The 26701-nt window shown below is 37.9% G+C and carries 22 protein-coding genes and 1 tRNA gene; 11 read left to right on the plus strand and 12 right to left on the minus strand.

What is annotated here, in order from left to right; translation table 11 throughout:
• Positions 1-36: 36 nt before the first annotated feature.
• Positions 37-702 (minus strand): B3/4 domain-containing protein, encoded by a 666-nt coding sequence (locus L6469_RS06815; protein ID WP_006281931.1) that lies wholly within the window; start codon positions 700-702, stop codon positions 37-39.
• A gap of 371 nt (positions 703-1073) precedes the next feature.
• Between L6469_RS06815 and L6469_RS06820 the strand changes: the two genes are divergently transcribed.
• Positions 1074-4121 carry a sensor histidine kinase gene (locus L6469_RS06820; protein WP_074802846.1) on the plus strand — a complete coding sequence of 1016 codons (3048 nt, stop codon included), beginning with the start codon at positions 1074-1076 and terminating at the stop codon, positions 4119-4121.
• 331 nt (positions 4122-4452) lie between these two features.
• Here L6469_RS06820 and L6469_RS06825 read toward each other — a convergent pair.
• Positions 4453-4534, minus strand: a tRNA-Leu gene (locus L6469_RS06825).
• A 94-nt stretch (positions 4535-4628) separates the two neighbouring features.
• On the opposite strand from L6469_RS06825, the gene L6469_RS06830 reads away from it, so the two are divergent.
• Positions 4629-4892, plus strand: coding sequence for a hypothetical protein (locus L6469_RS06830; RefSeq protein WP_039870048.1), 264 nt, complete (start codon positions 4629-4631; stop codon positions 4890-4892).
• A gap of 77 nt (positions 4893-4969) precedes the next feature.
• Here L6469_RS06830 and L6469_RS06835 read toward each other — a convergent pair whose 3' ends face one another.
• Complete coding sequence (locus tag L6469_RS06835; protein ID WP_006283411.1) at positions 4970-5539, minus strand: GNAT family N-acetyltransferase; 570 nt, start codon at positions 5537-5539, stop codon at positions 4970-4972.
• A gap of 130 nt (positions 5540-5669) precedes the next feature.
• On the opposite strand from L6469_RS06835, the gene L6469_RS06840 reads away from it, so the two are divergent.
• The 3 genes from L6469_RS06840 to L6469_RS06850 all read left to right on the plus strand — a co-directional run bounded on the left by L6469_RS06840 (position 5670) and on the right by L6469_RS06850 (position 9577).
• Complete coding sequence (locus L6469_RS06840) at positions 5670-7448, plus strand: carbohydrate-binding domain-containing protein (RefSeq protein ID WP_006283412.1); 1779 nt, start codon at positions 5670-5672, stop codon at positions 7446-7448.
• 83 nt (positions 7449-7531) lie between these two features.
• Positions 7532-8806 (plus strand): sensor histidine kinase, encoded by a 1275-nt coding sequence (locus L6469_RS06845; RefSeq protein WP_006283413.1) that lies wholly within the window; start codon positions 7532-7534, stop codon positions 8804-8806.
• Between the two features lie 27 nt (positions 8807-8833).
• On the plus strand, positions 8834-9577 hold the full coding sequence (locus L6469_RS06850; RefSeq protein WP_006283414.1) for a LytR/AlgR family response regulator transcription factor: 744 nt from the start codon (positions 8834-8836) through the stop codon (positions 9575-9577).
• Positions 9578-9646: 69 nt separating this feature from the next.
• On the opposite strand, the gene fucO is transcribed toward L6469_RS06850, so the two are convergent.
• Entirely contained in the window at positions 9647-10801 is a 1155-nt protein-coding gene (gene fucO / locus L6469_RS06855) for a lactaldehyde reductase (protein ID WP_006283415.1), read from the minus strand.
• A 231-nt stretch (positions 10802-11032) separates the two neighbouring features.
• Between fucO and ilvA the strand changes: the two genes are divergently transcribed.
• Positions 11033-12244 (plus strand): threonine ammonia-lyase, encoded by a 1212-nt coding sequence (ilvA, locus tag L6469_RS06860; protein WP_006283416.1) that lies wholly within the window; start codon positions 11033-11035, stop codon positions 12242-12244.
• A 29-nt stretch (positions 12245-12273) separates the two neighbouring features.
• Positions 12274-12648, plus strand: coding sequence for a RidA family protein (locus tag L6469_RS06865; protein WP_006283417.1), 375 nt, complete (start codon positions 12274-12276; stop codon positions 12646-12648).
• A gap of 104 nt (positions 12649-12752) precedes the next feature.
• Here L6469_RS06865 and L6469_RS06870 read toward each other — a convergent pair whose 3' ends face one another.
• The 4 genes from L6469_RS06870 to L6469_RS06885 form a co-directional block, all read right to left on the minus strand.
• Positions 12753-13490: a DUF2490 domain-containing protein gene (locus tag L6469_RS06870; protein WP_039871130.1), complete on the minus strand. Its 738-nt coding sequence runs from the start codon at positions 13488-13490 to the stop codon at positions 12753-12755.
• A 7-nt stretch (positions 13491-13497) separates the two neighbouring features.
• Positions 13498-14172, minus strand: a complete 675-nt coding sequence (locus tag L6469_RS06875; RefSeq protein ID WP_036858144.1) for a DUF4956 domain-containing protein — start codon at positions 14170-14172, stop codon at positions 13498-13500.
• Between the two features lie 30 nt (positions 14173-14202).
• Complete coding sequence (locus L6469_RS06880; protein ID WP_006283421.1) at positions 14203-15000, minus strand: polyphosphate polymerase domain-containing protein; 798 nt, start codon at positions 14998-15000, stop codon at positions 14203-14205.
• A gap of 126 nt (positions 15001-15126) precedes the next feature.
• Positions 15127-16140 (minus strand): aspartate-semialdehyde dehydrogenase, encoded by a 1014-nt coding sequence (locus L6469_RS06885; RefSeq protein WP_006283422.1) that lies wholly within the window; start codon positions 16138-16140, stop codon positions 15127-15129.
• Positions 16141-16352: 212 nt separating this feature from the next.
• Between L6469_RS06885 and L6469_RS06890 the strand changes: the two genes are divergently transcribed.
• The 3 genes from L6469_RS06890 to L6469_RS06900 are packed head-to-tail and all read left to right on the plus strand — an operon-like array spanning position 16353 to position 20101.
• Positions 16353-18482: a cation:proton antiporter gene (locus tag L6469_RS06890; protein WP_006283423.1), complete on the plus strand. Its 2130-nt coding sequence runs from the start codon at positions 16353-16355 to the stop codon at positions 18480-18482.
• 7 nt (positions 18483-18489) lie between these two features.
• Entirely contained in the window at positions 18490-19218 is a 729-nt protein-coding gene (locus L6469_RS06895) for an ABC transporter ATP-binding protein (protein WP_006283424.1), read from the plus strand.
• A 10-nt stretch (positions 19219-19228) separates the two neighbouring features.
• Positions 19229-20101 carry a S1 RNA-binding domain-containing protein gene (locus tag L6469_RS06900; protein ID WP_027453610.1) on the plus strand — a complete coding sequence of 291 codons (873 nt, stop codon included), beginning with the start codon at positions 19229-19231 and terminating at the stop codon, positions 20099-20101.
• Here L6469_RS06900 and L6469_RS06905 read toward each other — a convergent pair.
• On the minus strand, positions 20082-21377 hold the full coding sequence (locus L6469_RS06905) for an MATE family efflux transporter (RefSeq protein ID WP_006283426.1): 1296 nt from the start codon (positions 21375-21377) through the stop codon (positions 20082-20084). The genes L6469_RS06900 and L6469_RS06905 overlap by 20 nt on opposite strands.
• Before the next feature lie 141 nt (positions 21378-21518).
• The gene (gene trpS / locus L6469_RS06910; protein ID WP_006283427.1) at positions 21519-22607 is read right to left on the minus strand and encodes a tryptophan--tRNA ligase; all 1089 of its coding nucleotides are present in this window, start codon (positions 22605-22607) and stop codon (positions 21519-21521) included.
• Between the two features lie 155 nt (positions 22608-22762).
• Here trpS and L6469_RS06915 point away from each other — a divergent pair, with 155 nt between their 5' ends.
• On the plus strand, positions 22763-23806 hold the full coding sequence (locus L6469_RS06915) for an esterase-like activity of phytase family protein (RefSeq protein ID WP_083350946.1): 1044 nt from the start codon (positions 22763-22765) through the stop codon (positions 23804-23806).
• Positions 23807-23859: 53 nt separating this feature from the next.
• Here L6469_RS06915 and asnS read toward each other — a convergent pair whose 3' ends face one another.
• A complete protein-coding gene (asnS, locus tag L6469_RS06920) occupies positions 23860-25251 on the minus strand; it encodes an asparagine--tRNA ligase (protein WP_027453613.1) in 1392 nt (463 codons plus the stop codon).
• Positions 25252-25267: 16 nt separating this feature from the next.
• Positions 25268-26668 (minus strand): pseudouridine synthase, encoded by a 1401-nt coding sequence (locus L6469_RS06925; RefSeq protein WP_027453614.1) that lies wholly within the window; start codon positions 26666-26668, stop codon positions 25268-25270.
• Positions 26669-26701: the final 33 nt, after the last annotated feature.

Below are 26701 nucleotides of genomic sequence, written 5' to 3' on the forward strand. Positions count from 1 at the left end.
CTGATTCGTGAGGATTTATTCTTTAAAGTATCTACATTATTTATAAAGAAAATATTTTCCTCCCTTACCATACGCATACATATTGATGAGTTGAAGAATATACTCAGCATTCTGTCGTACATGCTCCGTATCCCCATCATAGCCATTGACTAGAACGACAAGATGTGTGGTAGAAAGTCTGATACGTGTACGCTCATGATCAGAAGTTGGCGTACCTACGCCTCCCTCAGCATCACGATACACTGGCAAACCCTCGATATTAATCATACCTCGTCCGATACCTTCATAAGGTTCACCAGCCCTGCCTATACCAAGCGTAAGTGTATCGCCCACAAAATAATCAGCATCAAAACCACCTATACTATTACCAAAAACAATACTTGCCAGATTTAACATATCTACCAAAGTATCGATCTGATATAAGTCTTTTCCTTGAATCATTCTTCGGACAAGCGCTTCTGCTGCCGGACGATAACGCGAGGGATCTTTACCACAAGCTTTGTATACCTTTCGTGTAGCTGCAATGCTTGGAATTTCTTTAAGACTCTCCGTAGTTAGAGATGCCTTAAAAATATTAGCCTGCTGACGAATATCACTCCACAAATCTTGACAAAACGGACTATTCACTACTTGAGCTTCTACACACGCTCCCACAAAGTTCGGACATACCGATTTGATTTCTTCACTAACTATAATATTCATAAAATTCGTTCTTTTAGGCACAAATATATAAAAATAGGCTCAGAAAATTGTCACAAGAGAATATTTTTCCGTCATCTGAGTAAAAAAATTAAAACATGGGCCGACTAATGAACACATACCTCTCAAAAGCGTTTTATTCTTAATGCTACACACGATTGTTACATTTATTCTCATATTCTCAATTTGTCCTTTATACATCTGACAACATACTTACGACAGCTATATTCCTAACAACAAAAACAAATTTCTGTCATATATAAGACGATTATCCGTCAAAATAACGTCGTAAGAATAAAAAAAAGAAAAGACTGCCCAAGATCAATAAAAAAAATATATCTTTGCTTAGTTAACTTTGAATTTTATACAACACAATGAATAGAATAATAACTACACTTTTCGTTTTATTATCCTCACTTACCATTTTCGCAGATGATGACACCGAAAAATTTAATTTCCATATAGGTTCAGAGAATGGATTGACAAGCGATATTGTTATGGATATTACATTCGATGGAGAAGGCCTTGCATGGGTTGCCACCTATACGGGCGTAAACCGTATTGCAGGTGGACACATCATAAATTATAGACAACAAAATAGTAATATCGCCAACAATCAGATTATGAAATTATGCTATAACAAAAAGTATAATCTCATGATGATGGGTACACAAGCCAATGGTTTAACATATTACAATTTTAAGACAAGAGATTTCGAATCATATACAGAAAAGGACGGTTTGCCAGATAAGCATATTATGGATGTAAAATGCGACAGAAATGGCAAAACATGGATCTTAAGCAAAAACGGTCTGATCAGTTGGTTCGACTATTCCACAAAAAAATTTGGTATTCTTAACAAAAACAAGCCCCAGCACCCGATTAATCTAGTTTCATGTATAAACGTAGATTCTCGCGGATGTATCTACATCGGTCATCACCAAACAGGACTTAATGTCTACAATCCTAGGACTAAAAAGGAAAGACATTATCTGGACAATATCAGTATTTCTCAAATATTCTTCGATCACAAAGGTCGATGTTGGTTGGTTACTTCTAAAGGACTAACTCTGCTCAATTTAAAAACCGGCGATGCCAAAACGTATACGGTTAATGCAAATCATCAAAATTCAGAAGATAACTACATACGCTATATATCAGAAACTACCGACAAATCTCTTGTAGCTTGTACAAATGATGGACTTGGCTATGTAGACCTCAAGAGGAATAGTATTCCAACAAAAGATGACCTGTATTTTTATAAGATAAGCAGCCTGTTTGGTGGCCAACTTCCTATACCGAAATTGGCATTACAAGATAAATACGGAAACCTCTGGATGGCAGGACGTGAATATGGTATCGATATTATCATGTACAACAGTACACCATTCCATTTACTACAACCATTCGCCAACATAAATCTAGCTGGAGTCTACAGCCTGTGGGCTGGTAAATATGATGTCTGGGCAGGTATGCAAGATTTATTCGGCCGAATCGACCAAGATAACCATCTAGTAGAAACCATCAGCATATTACCACATGTAAAATCGCCACAAGAACGTATTATTGCCATAAAACGCAGTAAAGATGGAATCATGTGGCTAGGTACTCTTCAGAATGGTGTATTAAGATATAATACCAACAATAAAACATGGTTATCACAGCCAGAGGGATTAGAACAAGGGCAGATACGCGACTTTCAACCTGATAAATACGGAGGTATGTATGTTTCTACCTCAACAGGACTTTATTACGTGAAAGATAACAAAAGTAAAAATCTCAATTTTATCTATAAACATTGTCCACCTATAGCCATGAAAACAGTCTTCATAGACAAAGATGATAAGCTATGGGTAGGAACATGGGGATATGGGCTGCTTATATTCGACAAACAGCACAAACTCATATTCAAGAAAGACTTGGCTACAGGTTTGGCCAGTGATGTCAACCAGTTCTACTATGACCGAGATGGATACCTGTGGATAGCAACCTCAAACGGCCTCTTCTGCTTCGATAACATACGCAATTTGAAGAAGATGAAGCACTATACTTCAGAAGATAAAGAAAGAGAACTCAATTATAAATCTGTGACCATGGACAAGACGGGGCACATTTGGCTTACGACACCAAGCTCTATCCTCTTCATGAATCGATATGGGGGAAAATTAGAAGAGTACGACTACCGTAATGGTTCTTCTTTTGGGGTTTTCCACACGGGTGTAGCTGAAGCTACAGCCAATGGTTTGGTTTACTTCGGATCATCAAAAGGCGCTGTATATTTTAATGCCAGCGAAGCCCTTACCCCACAAAAACTTTCTCCTCTACATATCATGTCCATTGATGAATTTGTGCCTGACGAAAACGGTAAATATACTATCGATGCAGGCCATAATACGATTACCGTACGATTCATGCTCGAAAACATCGCGCAAATTAACAATGTGGTATACCAATATTATATAGAAGGTATGACCAACAAATGGGAAGATACACCTGGACATGCGGATATTACAATAGAGAACTTACCCCCAGGCGACTATGTTATCAAGGTAAGAGCCAAGGCCAAGAGTCAGTCATGGGACATGGCCGTAGTAACATCTGTAAATGTACACATGAAAGCCCACTGGTATTGGAGTTGGTGGTCAAAAACAATATATATGCTCTTAGCTTTCGGGCTATTGGCATATGCAGTCAGGGAATATAATAAATATAACAAGAATAAAATCGCTCAATTGGCAGAAATCAACACCAACAAAGATCGTGTGAGATTCTTTACAGGCATTACACATGAACTCTATACTCCATTAACACTAATCAATGCGCCTCTGGAAGAACTTAAATCTGCAAGGAATATGTCTGTAAAGGAACAAAAGCAACTCAAGATGATTTCTGATAACGTGGAGCGTTTAATGAATCTCATTAAACAGATACGACAATATATGCGTAGCGATGAACCCATGAATATGAGTCCACAAAGTCTTATTGCCATTACCGAGATTATTACCAACAAATATCGACTGAAAAATAACAACCCTGAATTACGCATTATTTCGAAATATGAAGATAATTTACCAAATGTAAACCTGAATCGTAGTGCTATCACATCTGTAATGGACAATTTGTTAAGCAATGCTATCAAGTATACTCCTAAAGGTACAATAACGGTTAGTGTACATCGAGAGGTGGATCAACTAATTACTTCTGTACAAGATACCGGATATGGTATTAAGGAAGAAGCTATACCCCACCTATTTAATCCGTATTATCAAGCAGAAAGTCACGATAAGGAAATCGTTGGTGGTATCGGAATAGGGCTTTATACGGCAAAGAGATACATTAATCAACACGGTGGCACTATCAGCGTAACGAGTGTAGAAGGGCACGGCTCTACTTTTACTTTTAGCTTGCCTATTTGGCATTAAGCTAAGAAAATTCACTTTAGAGACTATATTATCGTTTTAAATTGTTGATATTTAGTTTTGCTCTTAACAAAAGCATAGCTATTGATAATTAAACAGAATAGCTAATACTTTGCGAAATAGACCAATGCTCTAAAAAATTGATAATAAAATAAATCTATTGCAAATACGATAAATACAAAGAAAAAATGTTCGTATTTTTAAAAGGGAAAAAAGAATTATCATCTTCACGCTTCATGCGCTCTGATTCCATAAAATCTCACTTTGTATTTTCATATTCTAAACAAAAAATCGACAACCATCTAAACTTGAGATAGTTGTCGATTCTACAATGTGCGCCTGATAGGACTCGAACCTACACGGCACTAACCACTAGATCCTAAGTCTAGCGCGTCTACCAATTCCGCCACAAGCGCTTTTGCGAGTGCAAAGATAATAATAAAAAAATAAATAACCAACTATTTTGCCATTTTTTTTCTTATCTTTGCAAAATCTTATCAAAAAGAATATATGGAAAAAGACTATACAGAGAAAGTTATCGAGTTCATGGAACAACTCCAAAAACTAGGAGAACAGCTGGAAGCTGCTCAAAATCAGCAGAAATTTATGATCTCTCGACTTCTTGAACTTAAGAAGGATCATCAGACAGATACAGAGGAATATACTAGCCTCAGCATACGTTCCAAGGCCCTTCAAGATATGATAGATAAATGGCGTCCTATTTATCTGGAAAAACTGGAAATGGTAAAAGATGTCAAAAAGAAAAAGAAATAAGCTACTATTATTCAGCCATAAAGTGACGAAGCAGAACGAATTATATCGTTCTGCTTCGTCACTTTATGGCTGTAATTTTATAACGTATACACTAAATGCTTCATGGGGTGCCCACCCCACTCGGTATCATTAACATATCGAAATCCCACCTTTTTATATAATTGTTCAGCTTTAGGATTTCCTTGATCAACAAGAAGACCAACAGCTTGAATATGGTATTCAGCAGCCTTATGAATAGCAGAACGTAATAATGCTGTTGCTATACCCTGCCCTCGATATTCTGCATGAACACACAAACTATCAACATAGAGTTCGCCACTTTGAGTTTCAGGATCCATATCGGAATAATCCATACCAAAGCGCAACTTTGCCTCATCAATAAATGCTTGTCGAAGACTGTATAAGTCTCCTCCATCATACGTAACACAGATACCGACAACCATACCATTATCATCAGTAGCAACTTCTGTATTCAGATAACTATACTGACTGTCTTCTCTACCTACTAGATTTACCATACATAGATAAAAATCACGTAAAGAATGGTGGGGACCTGCAAAATTCTGACAGCACTCATAATTCATGGCCTCCATGATAAGCGACGCTATCTCAGGCGCCTGTTCTTTGCAAGCTTGTTGTATATTCATAAACTCTTTATTTTAAATGCAAAGATAAAAAGTTTACTGAAGAAAAATGCCGGTTAACTGAATGAATTTGTCTCCTACTATATTAAAGACTACTTTTGCCGAAAGAATTATTTAAAAAGATATAACGCTTATGAAAAAGAGACACTACAAGGCATCTATTCTTATTGGATTCATCACACTTTGTTCATGTACGTCAGGTTTGGATTGGAATTATAGCGATTATTCTTCATCAAACTCTACGGGAAGCACTAGTAATGGAAGTTCCAGCTCTGCAGGAACTTCACTAACCGGTATGGATGATCTCTCTACCTATACCATAGAGATCAACAAGACTGCTTTGGAAGAAGAGGAAAACATTCCTGCATCTGAATCAGATACTTATTATGAAGATTATGTAGAAAACTATACTCCTACCAATACGATCACGATTACCTACAATGGAACTTCTGCTAGCTGTTCGGGGAGCGTTGATGGAGTCAGTGTGGCTATCAATGGCGCTGATGTAACTGTAACATCTACTGCCAAAAATATAAAATACGTATTAAGCGGAACAACTACTGATGGTTCGTTCAAAATGGCATCGGGCGATGATAACAAGAAATTTGAACTTGAGCTTGATGGTGTCAACATTACCAACAACGAAGGACCCGCTCTGAATATCCAAGTGGGCAAACGATGCTATATCGTTGCTAAAGATGGAACAACCAATACTTTTACTGATGGTACTAGCTATACGAGCAGTACAGAAGACCAGAAAGCTACTATTTTCAGTGAAGGAGAATTACTTTTTAGTGGTTCTGGTACTATATCTGTGTATGCCAATAGTAAAGCAGGTATTGTTTCTGACGATTATGTATTCTTCCGTCCAAACACGAATATCTATGTTAAGTCAACTGCCGGAAACGGTATCAAGGGTAATGATGGCTTGATAATAAAAGGTGGTGTCATTAATGTAGAAACAAGTGCTGCTGCCAGTAAAGCTCTATCATCAGATGGCTACACACTAATTGAAGGTGGACGTACCACGGCCATTACTACTGGTACTGGAGCATACGAAGACAACGAAGTAAGTGGATGTGCCGCTTTGAAGTCAGACTCTCTCTTTACTATGACCGGCGGTGAACTGAATTTGAAGAGTACTGGCTCTGGTGGCAAAGGACTCAGTGCAGATCAGGAAGTGAATGTGAGCGGAGGTACCATCAAAGTGATAACTACTGGCAGTACTTATAAATATGGTAGTGACGACAGTAAGGCTAAAGGTATCAAGGCTGATGGCAACCTAACCATCAGTGGAGGAACTGTATATGTACGCGCCAATGGTGGAAGTGGCTCTGAAGGTATCGAAACAAAGAGTAAACTCTATATTTCTGGTGGCACAACAAAGGTTTACGCTTACGATGACGGTATCAACTCTTCGAGCGATATGTATATCAGTGGCGGAGAGATCTTCTCTTTTGGACTGAACAATGATGGCCTGGATAGTAATGGTAATATGTATATCAGTGGTGGTACGACAATAGCCTATGGTACCTCCAGCCCAGAAACAGGAATCGACGTGAATTCAGAATCAAATAAAGTTCTCCATATTACAGGTGGCATCGTTGTTGGCATTGGAGGTACCATCAACTCACCAAGTAGCACAAGCAATAGTCAACCTATCGTTACCTATAGTGGAAAAATCAGTAGTGGAAGCTCCGTTAGTCTGAAAAGTGGAGACTCTACTCTGTTGAATTTTGAAATGGCTCGCGATTATTCATCAGCTACATTTATGTTATCTGCTCCAGGCATGACCTCAGGCAGCAGCTACTCACTCTACAATGGCACTAGTCTGATATCTACATTAACTGCCTCTTACACCAGTAGCTCCAGCATAGGAGGGGGTATGAGCGGACGTTTTGGAGGATGGTAAAAGTATTAGGAGGATGGAAATAATAGCCATCCTCCTCCACAATTATTTGAAAAAAAATACGTTATAACTTTAATCGAAAGCCTATGAATAAAATTATACGCATCAAAAATTTTAATGGTAAGGAACATATCATATACTTGGTATTGTGGCTTATACTTTACAGTGCCCCTATTCTTAATATGTATAGCAGGACACAAAATAATCCTTATATCAGCTTTGACTGGGATGATATTTTAGGAGTATGGAAAATATATACGGTATATTTGGTTGCTTTCTTGATACATAATTTCATTCTCGCCCCTTTACTGGTATATAAACATAAAATCTGGATTTATCTTTGTTCCACATTCTGCCTTATTGGAGCATTTTTAGCTTTCCAATATATAGCTAAGCCTGGTATGGATAACTTTGCTCGCCACCATCTCAGAGAACATAAAGAAATGATACAATACATAAAAAGAGAAGGTAAAGAGATTCCTGATAGGTTACTAGAAGATGAAAGACGTTTTGAAAAATTTGGAAGAGATGGTTTTCTAGACCATGATAAGGATTTCGAACCAAGAGATGAAAATCATAGAAAGCATGACAGAAAAGACTTTCATAGACCAAGACGAAAGATAAAACCGCCTTTTTTTCTTGCCCAGCATGATTTCTTCGCGGTCCTCATTCTATTTCTGCTTTTGGGCATGAATTTAGGTGTAATGTTGTTCTTTAAATCAAACAAGGATGAAGCAGAACTTCAATTGCTCGAAAAGCAGAATCTGCAGCAACAGTTGGAATATCTGAAATATCAAATTAATCCCCACTTCTTCATGAATACTCTCAATAATATTCATGCACTGGTTGATATAGACCCAGAAGAGGCCAAGACTACCATTGTGGAACTCTCTAAGATGATGCGTTATATCCTTTATGAAGGAAATAAACCTATCATTCCGCTGCAACGGGAAATACAGTTTCTTGAGAACTATATTACGCTCATGAAACTACGCTATACGAACAAAGTGAAAATAACGCTGAATATTGAGAAGAACATACCTGATTATGGTGTTCCTCCATTAATGCTGATAACATTTGTAGAGAATGCTTTTAAGCATGGAGTAAGTTATCAAAAGGATTCGTTTATCGATGTACAATTATACACCAATACTGACCGATTTATCTTTAACTGCAAAAACAGCAAGCATAAAGAGAGCACAGAAGAGCATGGTGGCGTAGGACTGGTAAATGTAAGAAAGCGACTTGACTTAATATATGGACAAGACTATATCATGACAATTCATGATAAGGAAGAATCTTACGAAGTATATTTGGAGATTCCGCTAAGTAAAGATCCTTTCATTAAGGATAAAGTTTAACAAGTAATTATCTAATTCTTAAGCAATATGATTAAGGTTTTAGCAATAGATGACGAGCCTCTGGCACTGAAGCAACTGGCTACATATATCCAAAAAATTCCATTCTTTGAATTAATCGGAGAATGCCAAAGTGCCCATGAGGCTAAAGTAATTATCGACGAAGAAAACGTTGATGCTATATTCTGCGATATCAACATGCCCGATCTTAACGGTATGGATTTTGTCAAGAGCCTATCAGCTCCTCCTATCATTGTTTTCACTACTGCTTATAGCGAATATGCTATAGAAAGCTATAAAGTAAACGCAACTGACTATCTGCTTAAACCGTTCGGACTGGACGACCTTAAACGGGCTGCCAATAAGATTAAAAAGCAATACGATTTGGAACATCAAGCAGAAGCATTGACCCAGGAGGAAAGTGAAGTATCACAGACAGACGATGACAATGCACTCTTCCTAAAAACTGAACATAAAGTTATTCGTATCGAGATAGATAATATCCGATATATTGAAGGCATGAGCGAATATCTGAAAATACATCTCGACTCACAATCTAAACCTATTATCGTACTGTTAAGCATGAAGCGCCTGGAAGAGCATCTGCCAAAATTCTTTATGCGAATACATCGCTCATATATCATCAATCTCAAAAAAATACAAGAAGTAAATAAGAGCCGCGTTATCATGGGAGAAGATCTTTACATTCCTATAGGCGACTTATATAGAGAAAGCTTTAACAAATATCTCAATACGAAATTCTTAGGTAAATGATTGAAAAAGGGAACAACTCTCACGAGCAGTTCCCTTTCATTTTTCCTTAAATTATATATACTATCTATATTACAAAATCTTATGATAGAGAGCAACAATATCATCACGAGTTACTTCACGTGGATTACCTGGTGTGCAGACATCTGCAATAGCCTGATCTGCTAATGCATCAATATCATTTTCAGTAATACCCAACTCAGACAGATGCTGAGGAATACCGACGCGAATACTCATATCGCGGATTTCATTGCAAGCTGCTTCTGCTGCTTCCTCTTTAGTCATGCCTTCTTTGTATACATCAAGCGCTTTAGCGATATCAACATACTTGTCGAGTGCTGCTGGAGCATTGAAACGCATAACTGTAGGTAACAAAATAGCACATGCTACTCCATGAGGTACATCATGCAAAGCACTCATAGGATGAGCCATACCATGATCTACACCCAAACCGACATTAGAGAAAGCCATACCTGCTATATATTGAGCAACGGCCATACCATCACGTGCTTCGGCATTCTTTGGATCTTCAACAGCTACAGGCAGATAACGATGAATCATATTAATAGCCTTAAGCTCAAACATATCACTCATTTCCCAAGCGGCCTTAGTAATAAGACCTTCGATAGCATGTGTCATAGCATCCATACCAGTAGCTGCAGTAAGACTGGCAGGTAAAGAGTACATCAACTCTGCATCGACAATAGCAACTGCTGGAATATCATTAGGGTCTACACAGACCATCTTCTTCTGCTTCTCTTCATCAATGATAACATAGTTTATTGTGGTCTCTGCAGCAGTTCCCGCTGTTGTAGGAAGTGCGATGATAGGCACACTCTTCTTCTTAGTATCTGCTACACCTTCGAGAGATACAATATCAGAAAACTCTGGGTTTGTGCATACGATACCAATACCCTTGGCTGTATCCATAGAAGAACCACCACCAATAGCTACAATAAAATCAGCCTGTGCATTCTTTAAAGCCTCAACACCATTTTTGACATTGGTAACTGTTGGATTAGGCTTTACTTCATCATATATTTCATAAGGTATCTTAGCATCATCGAGGACGTCAAGAACCATCTTTGCTACACCAAATTTCATAAGTCCCTTATCGGTAACTACCAAGGCCTTTTTATAACCCAAACGAGCTACAACACCAGGAATCTCCTTGCGCGCACCAGGACCAAAATAAGAAACTTCGTTCAGAATAAATCTGTTCACCATAATTATTAATGAGTTTTTAAGTTAGAAAAAATATTGTCAAGTTTATAATGTCTTAAAAAGACATGTTATTAGATTCGTGACAACAAATATAGAACAACTTTAGGACAAATACAACAACCATATCAAAATTTAAAGTTAAAAATCAAAATCTCTTCCTATTTAAGGATGGATATAGGATAAAATCACTACATTTGCAAAACTAGATTTTGCACCTGAAAATATCATATATACATGTTACAATTAGATAATTTCTACAAAGCACGATATGTGCTCAGTAAGGTATTAAGAAAAACGGAATTGGTACACGCTAGGAAAATTAATCCTAACGTGGATGTCTACCTCAAACCTGAATGCTTGCAAAAAACAGGTTCTTTCAAATTGAGAGGGGCTTATTATAAGATTTCACAACTCTCTGAAGAGGAAAAAGCAAAAGGGGTTATCGCCTGCTCTGCTGGTAATCATGCGCAAGGAGTAGCTCTTGGTGCCACAGCTATGGGAGTTAAGAGTTTAATTTGCTTGCCAGAAGGTGCTCCTATTAGTAAAGTTGAAGCTACCAAAAAGCTGGGAGCTGAAGTATGCCTCGTTCCTGGCGTGTATGATGACGCTTATGCACGTGCATTACAATTGAAAGATGAAAAAGGATATACCTTTGTACATCCATTTGACGATGAAAATGTCATAGCTGGACAAGGCACCATTGGACTGGAACTGTTGGACCAGCTTCCAGATGTCGAGGCGGTGGTAGTGCCAGTTGGAGGCGGTGGTCTCATCAGTGGCGTGGCTTTTGCCATCAAGAATCTGAATCCTAATATCAAAGTGTATGGCGTACAGGCTGCCGGTGCTCCAAGCATGGTGAACAGTATTCGTGACCATAAGATAGAAAGTCTGCCTTCTGTATCAACTATCGCTGACGGCATAGCTGTAAAAGAGCCCGGTAAACTGACTTTTGAAACATGTTCACAATATGTAGATGATATTGTAACCGTTACAGAAGATGAAATCTGTGCAGCTATTCTACAACTTATCGAAAGCGAGAAAATGGTAGCTGAAGGTGCTGGTGCTACAAGTGTTGCAGCAGTGATGTTTAATAAACTGCCTGTAAAGGGCAAGAAGACGGTCTGCATAGTCAGTGGTGGAAATATCGATGTAACTATTCTGAATCGAGTCATTGATCGTGGTTTGGCTAAAACAGGACGACTCTACACGTTAGACTTGGAATTGGATGATAAACCAGGAGAACTTTTGGAAGTATGTCGGGTTATAGCAAATCTAGGAGCTAATGTTATCGGCGTACATCACGATCGCTCTTCCAATCGAAAGAATGTCAATGCTTGTATTCTGAGAATTTCTATGGAAACTAAAAACGAAGAACACATAGCTGCTATTCGACAGGCCTTAATCGATAAGAAATTCACAATTCTAGATACCAATCTAAATGGATAAAAAAAATATAGAATTAAAAATCAAAAATTATGAAAGCTATTCACACCAACAATGCTCCTGCTGCTATCGGCCCATATAGCCAGGCTATTGAAGTTAACGGATTTGTTTTTGCTTCTGGTCAAATTCCAATCAATCCTGCTACGGGAAACTTCGTAGAAGGAGGTATTACGGAACAGACCACGCAGGCTATCACTAATGCACAAAATATTCTGAAAGAAGCAGGCACAGACCTAAGTCATGTTATCAAGACGACTGTTTATTTGGCTGATATGAGCGATTTTGCTGCTATGAATGAGGTTTATGCCAAGTTTTTTACAGAGCCTTATCCTGCAAGAAGTGCTGTAGCTGTAAAAGAATTACCAAAAGGTGCACTCGTAGAAGTTGAGGTTTTGGCCGCCAAATAAAAAAGGTCAAAAATCTTACATAAAAAAGAAATGGAATCGCTCTTTGGTAGAGTGATTCCTTTTTCTAAGTTATATTAGTAGGACAAACGGAGTTTGCCCACATACTAAAATTTGTAATAATAGCTTACACCAAATACATTATTATCTGATTCTTCATCGGAACCATAGGTGCGCTGAAAACGATAGTACGTTCCAACTTCATGATGCTTGGTTATATCCCAATCTACACCTAACGTATATCTCATTTTCTCTATATTCCATGCATTATACATCTCTGCACTAACATAAGGATAAAGATTGATATTCGTCTTATATTTGAGTTGTAAACGGCTTCGTAACTGATTTTTACCTTTTCCACTATAAGTTTTGGCCTTACCATCGTAATCTTCATCATCAAAATCGTAGCGTTGTGCTATCGTCTTCTCTGGACGATAAGTGTACTGCCAACGCTCACGAAGAGCTAAATTCCACTTGCCAAAATTGAGATTACCTGTAACATCAAAGTGAAGACGATGACGGAGTCCCCAATAATTGGCATATTTATTGAGATCACCATTAGTCTTATAAGTGTATTTTTCGTTATGATCATAGAGCAATTCGTATCCTGCTCCAAATTTCAGTCGCTTGGTAGCTTTATATTCTCCATTTACACCGAAACTCCAGCGGTCTATGGTACTGGTATTGTCACGAGTTCTCATCTCTGTCTCTACACCTACACTCCACTTCTTATTGAGTTTTTTCTCAGCACCAATAGACGTCCAGATACCAAAATCACTGCTCTGCTTTTGAGCAAAACTAACGACCGGCAATAAGACCATCAATAGACACAATTTCTTTTTCATATGTAAATCAGTTATTACTGAAATTGGTTAAATCATTATTTTTTAGCTTCAATGTATTATTGAGCGTTTCATCACTTCTGTCACCCTGATAATATACCTTAAGCATTACCATATCTCGGAGAAAATCTACACTACCAACATCGATACGGACAATATCCAAACCCAATCGTTTCTGAAGATCATCCTTTAACTCCTGACGATGTTCTGGCTGAATCAATTCGATACGATCATACTGTATCAGTTTGGTAGGCACCTGCTTTAGTCGCTTCTCACAAACCCAAATGCATAAGATAACGATGACATTGGTAACAAGCAGTTCTACTATCGAAACAGAATTAGCAATAGCATTCACTACTGATAGTGCGATAATAACAAACATATACGTCATTTCGCGTACTGGCATTGCATCTGTTCGATATCGCATAATACTAAAAATACCAAAGAGCCCTATTCCTATACCAATACTTGTTTTGGCTTTCAAATCTTCAAGTACGAAGATCATGAAAAAAACCAAAAAGAATATAGCAACACTCATCAGCACAAATGAGAAATAATAATCTCGCCGCTGACTCTTCTTATAATAGAGACGATCAACTATAAAACAAGTTACAAATAATAATATAATAAAGCGTATCAGCATGGCAGGAAATTGTCCTGAAAATGTATTTTCTAAGAAATTCATATTATATAGTTTTAGATTAATATTAAAGATTTAAAGTAACTGCGCACCAATGAGTTTTTCTATTTGATGAATACGGGGCTTCAGTCGATTATGCTTCAAGTTAGAATTGGTCAATGCCTGTCCCATGGTATATTTACTAAATCCTATCGGCATAATACGTAATTCGCGAAGCAAAGGTATAATAGGAGACGGTATCAGGCCATCACGTTTTAATTCGATGATAACTAACTGATCTAATGACTTCTCCTCATCTGTTTCCAAATTATGAAGATATAAATTAGTATCTATGGTTAAGCGCTCTGTCATATTCCGATTGACAAGGGTAACACGTTCAAACCGATTTTCCAATTTCTCGGTTAAACTATCCAAATCATATAAAAGCGTATGTTCTAAAAAGTCATTTTCAGCAACAGCATTAGGATTATTCTTTGTACCAAAACGAAGTTGATAATTAGGATGTAAAGGATCGAACTGAACAATAGGGATACGCTTTTTTTTCGTTCTGCCATGATTGTTTTTGGTCTTTACTTCTAGAAAATTTAAATGAGAATCCACATAACTACGTATACGCAATTTCTGACGATTCTGATGACCGTTCTGATGGCGCATATACATATCATTAGTAGGAGTATCAAAATACGTGGAATAATAGTGGGCAATACGCTGACCATTTATTTCCTGAACACGATAATCATGTTCTGCCATCGATAGCAGTTTACGAAGCTGATTCAACGATGTAACAAATTTTGTATCCGTCCTATTGAGCAGCTTTACACCACTCATTTCATCAAGGCTAATTGATTGGAAATTTTGCAATATACTTTTCATAGAGTTAAAACAGTCCTTTTACGATATTGCAAAAATATATATATGGGGACTACATACAAAAAAAAGTCAGTGAAACGCTGAAAATTATCAACATATCACTGACTTTAGAGAAAAAAAAGTTTATCTTTATTTTACATTACCCACTTTGATAAGGTACTCTGCAATCTGAACAGCATTCAAAGCTGCACCCTTACGAATCTGGTCACCAGTCAACCAAAGTGTGTTGCCATTGTCATCTGCCAAATCCTTACGTACACGACCTACATATACATCATCCTTACCAGCACTTTCAAGAGGCATAGGGTAAACATAGTTCTGAGGATCGTCAACAAGAGTTACACCAGGAGCAGCTTCGAGAGCCTTACGAATATCAGCTACAGACACAGGCTTTTCCGTTTCGAACCAAACACTCTCAGAGTGAGAACGAAGTGAAGATACACGAACACAAGTGGCAGAAGTACGAACATCACTGTGCATAATCTTTCGAGTTTCGTTAAACATCTTCATCTCTTCCTTGGTATAGTCGGTTTCAGTCATCTTATCAATCTGAGGAATAACATTGTATGCCAACTGATGAGGGAACTTCTTGATGGTCTTAGCCTCACCTGTCTCAATAATTTCCTTGTACTGCTGCTGCAATTCTGCCATAGCAACGGCACCAGCACCAGAAGCACTCTGATAAGAAGATACGTGGATTTTCTTAATATGACTCAGTTTCTCGATAGGATTGAGCACAACTACCATCATGATGGTAGTACAGTTAGGATTAGCAATAATACCACGTGGACGAACAAGTGCATCCTCTGGATTAATCTCTGGCACAACCAAAGGTACATCCTTATCCATACGGAACTGACTTGAATTGTCGATCATGACAGCACCATACTTGGTAATGGTCTCAGCAAATTCTTCTGAAGTGCCACCACCAGCAGATGTGAACGCAATGTCGACATCTTTGAAGTCATCGTTATGCTGCAAAAGTTTAACCTCATATTCTTTACCTTTGAATGTGTATTTTCGGCCAGCACTACGCTCTGAACCAAACAACACCAAATCATCCAATGGGAAATTTCTTTCAGCTAGAATACGCAGGAATTCCTGTCCTACAGCACCACTTGCTCCAACAATTGCTACTTTCATAATCGTCTTTATTAAGTTGTTAACTAATAATTTGTTTGCTAAAACATATTTTTTCGTGTGCAAAAGTACAATATTTATAGCAATAAAAACAATAAATTCACACTTTTTTCTAATTATAGTTTACAATTTGTATTATAATTCAAAAAAAAGACAATACCCAAGTTGCGTATCTTATCTTTTTCGTATCTTTGCAAACAAAACAAGACTATAATATGTTGGATTTTACCCATCTCTTTCCGATTACGAATCCTACACTGATTTTCTTTGCAGTGATGAGTATCATTCTCTTCTCTCCTATTATTATGGGTAAGTTGAGAATACCTCACCTTATCGGAATGGTATTGGCTGGTGTTCTCCTTGGTGAATATGGATTTGATATTTTGGTTAGAGACCAATCTTTTGAGCTTTTCGGTAAAGTTGGTCTCTACTATATCATGTTTCTTGCTTCTCTAGAAATGGATATAGAATCGCTCAGAAGAAATAAGAAAAGGGCATTAGCTTTTGCTGCTCTTACTTTCTGTATTCCATTCGGATTATCGTATATAGTAGGTGCTGATTTACTTGGATATACTACTGCTGGAGCTGTTTTGCTGGGATGCATCATGTCCTCTAATACTCTGGTGAGTTATCCCATCGTTCTAAGATATGGGCTTCAACGCAAACCAAGCGTAACACTGAGTGTAGCATCGAGTATGATTTCTCTGATGCTCTCCCTGATTATTTTAGCGGCTATCGTTGCTTCTTTCAGTAATGATTCTGGTCCTGCCTTTTGGACTCTGTTCACATTGAAGTTTGTTTTATATTGTGTGTCTATGGTGTATATTGTACCAAGATTGACACGATGGTTTCTGAGAAGATATAGCGATGCTGTCATGCAGTTTGCCTTTGTTATGGCTATATTGTTTATGTGCGCAGCTTTATCTGAAGTTGTTGGAGTGGAAGGCATTTTTGGTGCCTTTTTGGCTGGTTTAATCCTCAACCGATATATTCCACACGTATCACCCCTGATGAACCGTATAGAATTTATTGGTAATGCATTGTTTATTCCTTATTTCCTCATCGGTGTGGGCATGCTTATCAATGCACGGTTGCTTTTCCAAGGTGGATATATTCTTTGGGTGATCTTCTGCATCACATTCTTTGGAACACTCGGTAAAGCTCTAGCTTCATATATTGCAGCTTTCATCTGCAAACTTCCACTAAGTTCTGGACATATGATGTTTGGTCTTACGTCTGCACACGCTGCTGGTGCTATTGCTATGGTTATGGTTGGTATGAAACTACAGCTCGCACCAGGAATATACCTCGTAAACGAAAATATGCTGAACGGTGTTGTCATCATGATTCTGATAACCTGTATCATATCTTCTATCATAACAGACCGAGCTGCACAACAAATCGTTCTTCGCGATAAAGAACTGCCAGATGAGAATAAGAATGCAGATGATGAAAAGATACTTATACCCGTTAAATATCCAGAATATGCTAACAATCTGATTCATCTAGGTATGCTCATGAGAAATACTAAACTGAACCGCGGCTTAATCGGTATGACTGTGGTCTATGACGATGCCAACATGAGACGCAACCAAGAACAAGGACAGCATTTGCTGGAACAAATTACACGGCTTGCAGCTGCTGCAGATGTTAAAATGCAAACACAAGTACGTATAGCTGCTAATATCGCTAATGGTATAAAACATGCTTTCAATGAATATCAGGCCAGTGAAATTATTATTGGCATGCACAGTCATATGAATACTTCTCCTAGATTTTGGGGAGAATTTCACCAGAGTCTCTTCAATGGCTTAAACCGACAAATTATCATGGCAAGAATTCTACAGCCTCTGAATACGATAAGACGAATTCAGGTGGCCGTACCATCGAGAGCACAATATGAACATGGTTTCTACCGATGGATAGAAAGACTGGTTAGAATGTCTAGTAGCTTGGATTGCAGAATACAATTTCATGGAAGACCCGACACACTGTCGCTTATCAATGAGTATGTGCAAAATAAGCACACAAATATCCGAGCTGACTATACACAAATGGAACATTGGAACGAATTGCCCAAACTAGCTGGAACAATTCATGAAGATCATCTATTTGTTGTTATTACAGCTAGAAAAGGTACTATCTCTTATAAGAAAGCACAAGATAGACTTCCTGAAGAAATTACAAAATTCTTCTCCGGTACTAACTTGATGATTATATTCCCAGATCAGTACGAAGTAGGAGCAGAGGAAATGACTTTTGCTACACCACAACACCAAGAAGAAAACAGTGCTTACGAAATACTGCGTAAGTGGCTTTATAAAAAAAACATTTTAAAACATTAAAATTAATATGATAGATATAAAAGGAGTTACCAAAAAGTTTGGTTCCCTACAAGTACTAAAAGGTATTGACCTTCACATTAATAAAGGTGAGGTTGTCAGTATTGTTGGTCCTTCTGGAGCAGGTAAAACTACTTTGCTGCAGATTATTGGTACACTAGATAAACCCGATAGTGGGGAGATTATCATTGATGATATCAATGTAGGAACTCTTTCAACCAATAAATTGAGTGATTTCCGTAACAAACATCTCGGTTTTGTATTCCAATTTCATCAGCTCCTGCCTGAATTTACGGCCTTGGAAAATATTATGATTCCCGCTTATATCGCAGGTGCCAGCAAAAAGGATGCTAAAAAAAGAGCTGAAGAATTACTCGACTTTATGGGATTGGCTGATCGTTCTAGCCATAAACCTGCAGAACTTTCTGGTGGAGAAAAACAACGTATTGCTGTAGCACGAGCTCTCGTTAACCAGCCAGCTGTTATCTTGGCTGACGAACCATCAGGAAGTTTGGATACCAAAAATAAAGAGGAACTCCATCAACTTTTTTTTGATCTGAGAGATAAGTTCGGTCAGACTTTTGTAATCGTTACACACGACGAAGGGTTAGCTAAGTTAACTGACCGTACGATCCACTTGAAAGATGGACAGATTATAGCAACAGATACTGCCACCACTGTAACCAGAGACGGATCTGAAAATATCTTTTCTGGCAAAATAACAGATGAAACCATTTAAAATAAACATTATGGAGAAAATAAAATTAGGTGACTATAATACGTTGAAGATGGTAAAACTTGCTCAACGTACAGAAAAAGATGGTACAATAGAAACTTTTGGAATCTTTCTTGACGGTGGTGAAGAAGGAGAAATCCTCATGCCGCAGAAATATGTTCCTGCTAATGTAAAGATTGGAGATGATGTTACAGCTTTTATCTATCTAGATCAGGATGAACGTCTGATTGCAACAACAGAAGAGCCTATCGCTAAAATTGATGAATTCGCCTTCCTTGAAGTTAGCTGGATTAACAAATTTGGAGCCTTTCTCAACTGGGGACTAATGAAAGATGTTTTCTGTCCTTTTAGAGAAATGAAAAAGAAAATGGAAATCGGTGAAAGCTATATCGTACATATTCATATCGACGAAGAAAGTTATCGTATTGTTGCCTCTGCCAAAATAGAGAAATATTTCGATACCAAACCTGCCCACTATAAACATGGACAAAAAGTTGATCTTATTGTTTGGCAAAAAACAGACCTCGGTTTTAAAGTGATTATCGACAATCGCTACCAGGGACTTATCTATCAAGATCAGATATTCCAGTATGTTCATACTGGTGATAAACTTGTAGGTTATATCGACCAAGTTAGACCTGATGGAAAAATTGATGTTACTCTACAACAAACTGGCGTAAGAGGTACTCAAAATTTCTCAGAAGAATTACTACAATATCTCAAGGAACACGACGGAGAATGCGACTTAGGCGACAAGAGTGAAGCTGATGACATCTATGAACGCTTCCATGTGAGCAAAAAGGTTTATAAAAGGGCCGTAGGAGATCTGTACAAGAAAAGACTCATTACCGTTAATCCAAGGAGTATCAAACTGGTTGTCGAATAAAGAGTATAAACTCTACTATTCCTCTAGCTGCTAGATAAAGGAGGAATGCAAGCCATAAGGCATGGTTGTGCAATTGGCTTCGTAAAAGTAAATAAACGATAAAGAAAAGGATTGCTGCTATTACTGATGATAGTAGCAATCCTTTTGTGTTAGTAATACCCACAAATATTCCATCTAAAAGAAAAGCGGAAACACCTACTATTGGGATAAGACAGGTCCAACCTATATATGACTTTGAAACACAAATAACATGAGTGTCTGTGGTTAAAAACGATAAAAAGGATTCACCGGCAAAACTATAGATGACTGTAAAGAATATTGCTACGATAAAACCTAGATAAAATAAATGGTGAACAACCTCGCGAAAAGCTTCTCTGTTTCGTGCCCCATAATACTTTCCACATAATGCTTCGCCGGCATAAGCTAAACCGTCGGTAAAATATGAAAAAATGGTAAAAAACTCCATCAGTAATGTATTTATAGCCAATATTATCGCTCCCTGACGAGATCCTATCGAAGTAAAAGACAGAAATACTGAGACTAAAAATAGTGTACGTATAAATATATCTCTGTTTACTATAAAAAAATGATATAAAGCATGATAATCAAAGAGACCTGACCAGCTAAAATACTTATACAGCCGCTTGTAAGAATGGTGTAAAAGAAGTAAGGAAAACAATAACCCACCCCACTGAGCTATTATCGTACCTATAGCTACTCCGGAAATGTCCATATGAAAAACAAAGACAAATATAAGACTAGAAATAATATTCAATATATTTTGGCCTATAGAAGCCATCATGGGTACGCGAGTATTTTGCATACCGACATACCAGCCTGTCAACCCATACATCGCTAAAACAGCGGGAGCTCCCCAGATACATATCAAACAGTATTTCCAGCATAGAGACAACATGCCTATATCTGGCTTCATTACCCATAGACCAAATTGTATGAGAGGAATCTGAAGAATAATAAACAAGAACCCTATGACCAAACCAATTGTAAGAGTACGAATCAAAAGACGAATTACTTCTTTAAAGTCTCTATGACCATAGGCTTGAGAAGTCATACCTCCCGTTCCCATTCTCAAGAAACCAAATATCCAATAAATTACATTAAACAACATCGTACCCACAGCTATAGCTCCAATGTATTTGGCATCTCCTATATGTCCGACAATGCCGACATCAACAAGCCCTAATAAAGGTACTGTTATATTAGAAATAATGGAAGGAATGGCCAAACGCAATATCTGCGAAATTCTTGCATTCATATATTAAACATTCACTTTACCAAATATATACTCTCCTTGATGATAACATCATGCGGAAAGCGGAAAGTCACTTAACAACATAATAAAAGCGGACTATTAAAAATCCGCTTTTATTTCATTTCTATATTATTACATTAAAAATTATTTTGCTTTAAATTTCTCCGCTTGCTGACGAATTAGCTCTTCATCATTGAAATAATCAATCTGCATAGCTTTCTTCACCTCATCCATAGTCTGAGCTGCTACTTCACGAGCTGCAATGCTACCCTTCTTCAAAATATTATAGATTTCAGGTATATCCTGCTCATATTCACGGCGACGAGCACGAATTGGATCGAGCATCTTATTGATAACATTATTCAGTAATTTCTTACATTTCATATCACCAATACCACCTGCTGTATAAGCTGCTTTTAACTCATCAAGATTTTGGAACTCTGGCCAGAACTCGGCAAAATCTTCGTCTGTAGAAAAAGCATCAAGGTATGTAAACACTGCATTACCCTCTACATGACCAGGATCGGAAACATTAACATGGGTAGGATCTGTATACATACTCTTTACTTTACTCCATACAGTATCCTTATCATCACTAAGATAGATACAATTACCCAAACTCTTACTCATTTTCTCCTTACCATCTGTACCAGGCAATCTACGCGCTGTTGCGTTCTCTGGAAGGAGAATATTAGGCTCTACTAATACATCTGCATAAGTTTGATTGAAACGACGTACCAGTTCACGTGTTACCTCCAACATTGGCTCTTGATCCTCACCAGCAGGAACTGTTGTTGCTTTGAACGCGGCAATATCAGCTGCCTGACTAACAGGATAACAAAAGAATCCTAATGGAATATTAGCTTCAAAATTACGCATCTTGATTTCTGTCTTAACAGTTGGATTTCTCTGTACACGAGATACTGTTATCAAGTTCATCAAGTATGTTGTTAATTCAGCCAACTCTGGTATCTGACTCTGAATGTAAAGGGTACATTTAGCAGGATCTAAACCCGCAGAAAGGTAATCAAGAGCTACTTCGATAATGTTCTGACGAATTTTCTCTGGATTATCAGCATTATCTGTTAAAGCCTGCACATCGGCCATGAAGACAAACATCTTATCATAATCACCCTCATTCTGCAACTGTACACGACGGCGAAGTGACCCTACATAATGTCCTAAGTGTAATTTGCCTGTAGGACGATCACCTGTCAATATAATTTTTCCCATTTGTATATTTTGAATCTATCTTTTTTACTTATGTGCAAAATTACGACAATTTAAGCGGATTACAAAAGAAATAGAACTTTTTTTAAAATTATCTCAGGCTTATCTTTTTTCTCTGTATTTTTACTACCTTTGCAATCTAATAAACAATAGGTATTATGAGATTTTTTAGCATTTGTATTTTAGTATTATGTTCTGAAGTAGCTATAGCTCAATCGCACAAAGAAAAGACTATATCAGTTTCTCTTCCACAAATCAATGTTTACGAAAATAAGAATACGCTCAACATTTTGAAATGGGGTACTGATTCTGTCGATGCAGATATTTCTCAGACTGTAATTATTCATGAACAAAAGACTTTCGAAGATGTACCTGCAGGTAATTATAGTGGTATAACTCACATAAAAGGGGATGAATATGCTGTCGTTTCAGATAAAACGGATTCTGAAGGATATTACATCTTTAAGATTAAATTTGGCAAAGATGGTGATATCCTCGATATTAAGAATAAAGGTTGGCAAGATTTAGGTGGAATCAATATGGACGAAGAGGCCATAGCATATAATCCTCATAACAATCATTTATACATTGGTAATGAAGAGGGATCAACCATTCAGGAAATAACGTTGAATAACAAAACTGTTTTGACTAAACCTATAGCTGATTATCAAAAACGTGGTGAGCATAATCGTATTATCGAAAGTCTATGCTATGACCCATTTAGACAACATCTCTTTACCATCAATGAGGCTTCATTGAAAGGCGACCCGTTTACTTCTCTTAGACTTAAAGAATTAAATGATAGCTTACAAGAAGTTGCCGAATATGAGTATCTTATGGATGAACCTTTAAAAAAAGATTCTCGACCTGTCAACGAACATGCTTATGGCGTATCTGAATTACTTTCTTTAGGTGATGGTACATTGCTTGTGCTAGAAAGGGAATTCTATGTAACTAAACTCAAACTTGGTAGTTGGGTTAATAATAAGATTTATCGCATAAAACCAGGATTTCATGGCAAACAGTTTATTACTTCCTGGAAAACAAGTCTTAGTTTAGGCAACTTCAATCTTGCTAACTACGAAGGAATGTGCGAAGGCCCAAAAACAAAAGATGGAAGACATGTTATCATTTTATGTGCAGATAGCCAAAATCAATATAAAGGAGTTTTGAAAGATTATTTTAGAACCATAGTCTTCTAAAACATAAAAAAAATCCGTTGCAAGATTACAACGGATTTTTTTATATTTACAAATTAGAATTCTGCATTCTTTGGTGTACGTGGGAAAGGTATTACATCACGGATATTCTGCATACCTGTCACAAATAGAATAAGACGTTCGAAACCAAGTCCGAATCCAGCATGAGGACATGAACCATATTTACGAGTATCAAGATACCATTCGTAAAGTTGCTCACCCATACCACGACGATCAATCTCCTCCATCAACTTATCCAAACTTTCCTCACGAACAGAACCACCAATTATCTCACCAATACGTGGGAAGAGAACATCAGTACCCTGCATGGTCTTACCGTCAGGATTCTTTTTCATATAGAAAGCTTTAATCTCTGTAGGATAATCTGTCATAATAACAGGCTTCTTGAAATGCTCTTCAACGAGGAAACGCTCATGCTCTGAAGCAAGATCCATTCCCCAGCCTGTGATTGGGAATTCGAACTTATGACCATCTTCTGCTGCTTTCTTGAGGATCTCAATACCCTCAGTGTAAGGCAAACGGACAAAATCTTCCTTAATGACATTCTCAAGAGTATTAAGAAGATTCTTATCAATCATCTTATTCAAGAACTCAAGATCATCCTTACAATTGTCAAGTGCCCATCGAACACAATACTTGATGAAATCTTCTTCAAGATCCATCAATTCATCCTTATCCATAAAGGCAACTTCTGGCTCTATCATCCAAAACTCTGCTAAGTGACGAGGAGTATTGCTATTCTCTGCACGGAATGTTGGACCGAAGGTGTAGATTGCACCAAGAGCAGTTGCACCAAGTTCACCTTCCAACTGACCAGATACAGTAAGGTTAGTTTTCTTACCAAAGAAGTCCTTACTATATTCTACCTTACCCTCCTTAGCTACGCGGTCGAGATCAAGTGTTGTTACCTGAAACATCTCACCTGCACCCTCTGCATCTGAAGCTGTGATTAGAGGAGTATGGAAATAGTAAAAACCATGTTCATGAAAATACTTATGCACAGCTATTGCCATGTTATGGCGAATACGCATCACTGCACCAAATGTGTTGGTACGTAAACGCATATGTGCATACTGACGCATATACTCAAAGCTCTGACCCTTTTTCTGCATTGGATAGTCATTAGGACAGAGACCATAAATCTCAATTTCCTTAGACTGAACCTCTGAAGTCTGACCGGCACCCTGACTTTCAACGAGGGTTCCTACGACTCCAATACAAGCTCCTGTAGTAATACTTTTAAGCTTATCAGCTTCGATGGTAGAAGGGTCTACAACGATCTGAATATTCTTTATGGTAGAGCCGTCATTCAACGCAATGAAATCAACGGCTTTACTACTACGATGGGAACGAACCCATCCTTTTACTAAAATTTCATTTCCAAAATCGGTGCTTTGCAGAGCATCGACGACTTTTGTTCTTTTCATATCTCGTTTGTGTTTTTTACTCGAATGCACCCATACGAAGCATGTCTACTTCCTTCTCAGAAAGGAAGCGCCAATCGCCACGACGAAGATTCTTCTTGGTCAATCCAGCAAACTGAACACGATCAAGTTTTGTTACACGATAGCCTAAAGCTTCAAAGATACGACGAACGATACGATTCTTACCGCTGTGAATCTCGATGCCAACCTGCTTCTTATCATGCTCATCTGCATATTCAATAGCATCTGCATGGATTTCACCATCTTCAAGCGTAATACCATCAGCTATCTGCTGTAAATCATGAGCTGCTACTGGCTTGTCCAAGTATACATGATAAACTTTCTTCTTCAAGAATTTTGGATGAGTCAATTTACTTGCCAAATCACCATCATTTGTAAGAAGAAGAACACCTGTTGTATTACGGTCAAGACGACCTACAGGATAAATACGTTCAGGACATGCATCCTTTACAAGATCCATAACTGTTTTACGCTGCTGTGGATCATCACTTGTTGTAACATAGTCCTTTGGTTTGTTAAGAAGAACATAAACTTTCTTCTCCAAAGAAACATTCTGATCATGGAATTTAACCTCATCAGTACGCATAACTTTTGTACCCAATTCGGTTACAACTTCACCATTTACAGTAATCACACCAGCCTGGATAAATTCATCAGCCTCACGACGAGAACATACACCAGCATTGGCAAGATACTTGTTCAAACGAATTGGCTCGTTTGGATCGAAATTTTCCTCCTTATATTCAATACGCTTTTTCAAGCTATACTTTGCATTTGGATCAAATCCTGGAGTATGCTGACGAAATCCGCCTTGATTGCCATAGCCACCACGGTTATTTCCGAAACCACCACGATTGTTGTTATAACCACCGCCGCGATTGTTGTTATAGCCTCCGCCACGGTTGTTGTTATAGCCACCACCACGGTTGTTATATCCTCCACGATTATTGTATCCTCCACGGTCATTATTGTAACCGACACGACTTTGGTAGCCACCCTCTTCCTCATTATTGTAACGAGGACGATAGCTATTGCCACCACGATTGTTGTAACCACCGCCACGGTTGTTATTATAGCCACCACCGCGATTATTACTATAGCCTCCACGGTTATTACCATAGCCTCCACGGCTCTGGTATCCACCACGCTGAGATGTACCTTCTCCTGCGCCCTGAAGATTTGCTCCAAAGCCTTCCGGACGGAAACCACCATCACTCGCGCTATTTACATTATTGCTACTGTATCCATTATTATCAGTGCTATAGGCACGCTGACTATGAATACGAGGACGCATAGGACGACCTGTGCTCCTATAAGAGCCTGCTTGCTTGTAACCCTCACGGCTAGACTCGTTCTGCTCTGCAGACTGATCCTGTGTTTTGTCTAAATCTAAATCCATTTTCTTTCTTTTTAGGCCTCACGGCGTGTTCTA

This window comes from Segatella baroniae B14 (assembly GCF_022024235.1).
In the GTDB taxonomy this organism is placed as follows: Bacteria; Bacteroidota; Bacteroidia; order Bacteroidales; family Bacteroidaceae; genus Prevotella; species Prevotella bryantii.

Coding starts and splice junctions, on each gene's coding strand:
- L6469_RS06875 (WP_036858144.1), bottom strand. CDS start 14,172: ATGAATTTCTTAGAAAATACATTTTCAGGACAATTTCCTGCCATGCTG.
- L6469_RS06845 (WP_006283413.1), top strand. CDS start 7,532: ATGAATAAAATTATACGCATCAAAAATTTTAATGGTAAGGAACATATC.
- fucO (WP_006283415.1), bottom strand. CDS start 10,801: ATGGTGAACAGATTTATTCTGAACGAAGTTTCTTATTTTGGTCCTGGT.
- L6469_RS06885 (WP_006283422.1), bottom strand. CDS start 16,140: ATGAAAGTAGCAATTGTTGGAGCAAGTGGTGCTGTAGGACAGGAATTC.
- L6469_RS06905 (WP_006283426.1), bottom strand. CDS start 21,377: ATGAATGCAAGAATTTCGCAGATATTGCGTTTGGCCATTCCTTCCATT.
- ilvA (WP_006283416.1), top strand. CDS start 11,033: ATGTTACAATTAGATAATTTCTACAAAGCACGATATGTGCTCAGTAAG.
- asnS (WP_027453613.1), bottom strand. CDS start 25,251: ATGAAAAGAACAAAAGTCGTCGATGCTCTGCAAAGCACCGATTTTGGA.
- L6469_RS06880 (WP_006283421.1), bottom strand. CDS start 15,000: ATGAAAAGTATATTGCAAAATTTCCAATCAATTAGCCTTGATGAAATG.
- L6469_RS06900 (WP_027453610.1), top strand. CDS start 19,229: ATGGAGAAAATAAAATTAGGTGACTATAATACGTTGAAGATGGTAAAA.
- L6469_RS06820 (WP_074802846.1), top strand. CDS start 1,074: ATGAATAGAATAATAACTACACTTTTCGTTTTATTATCCTCACTTACC.
- L6469_RS06865 (WP_006283417.1), top strand. CDS start 12,274: ATGAAAGCTATTCACACCAACAATGCTCCTGCTGCTATCGGCCCATAT.
- L6469_RS06840 (WP_006283412.1), top strand. CDS start 5,670: ATGAAAAAGAGACACTACAAGGCATCTATTCTTATTGGATTCATCACA.
- L6469_RS06925 (WP_027453614.1), bottom strand. CDS start 26,668: ATGGATTTAGATTTAGACAAAACACAGGATCAGTCTGCAGAGCAGAAC.
- L6469_RS06890 (WP_006283423.1), top strand. CDS start 16,353: ATGTTGGATTTTACCCATCTCTTTCCGATTACGAATCCTACACTGATT.
- L6469_RS06850 (WP_006283414.1), top strand. CDS start 8,834: ATGATTAAGGTTTTAGCAATAGATGACGAGCCTCTGGCACTGAAGCAA.
- trpS (WP_006283427.1), bottom strand. CDS start 22,607: ATGGGAAAAATTATATTGACAGGTGATCGTCCTACAGGCAAATTACAC.
- L6469_RS06815 (WP_006281931.1), bottom strand. CDS start 702: ATGAATATTATAGTTAGTGAAGAAATCAAATCGGTATGTCCGAACTTT.
- L6469_RS06830 (WP_039870048.1), top strand. CDS start 4,629: ATGGAAAAAGACTATACAGAGAAAGTTATCGAGTTCATGGAACAACTC.
- L6469_RS06835 (WP_006283411.1), bottom strand. CDS start 5,539: ATGAATATACAACAAGCTTGCAAAGAACAGGCGCCTGAGATAGCGTCG.
- L6469_RS06895 (WP_006283424.1), top strand. CDS start 18,490: ATGATAGATATAAAAGGAGTTACCAAAAAGTTTGGTTCCCTACAAGTA.
- L6469_RS06870 (WP_039871130.1), bottom strand. CDS start 13,490: ATGAAAAAGAAATTGTGTCTATTGATGGTCTTATTGCCGGTCGTTAGT.
- L6469_RS06915 (WP_083350946.1), top strand. CDS start 22,763: ATGAGATTTTTTAGCATTTGTATTTTAGTATTATGTTCTGAAGTAGCT.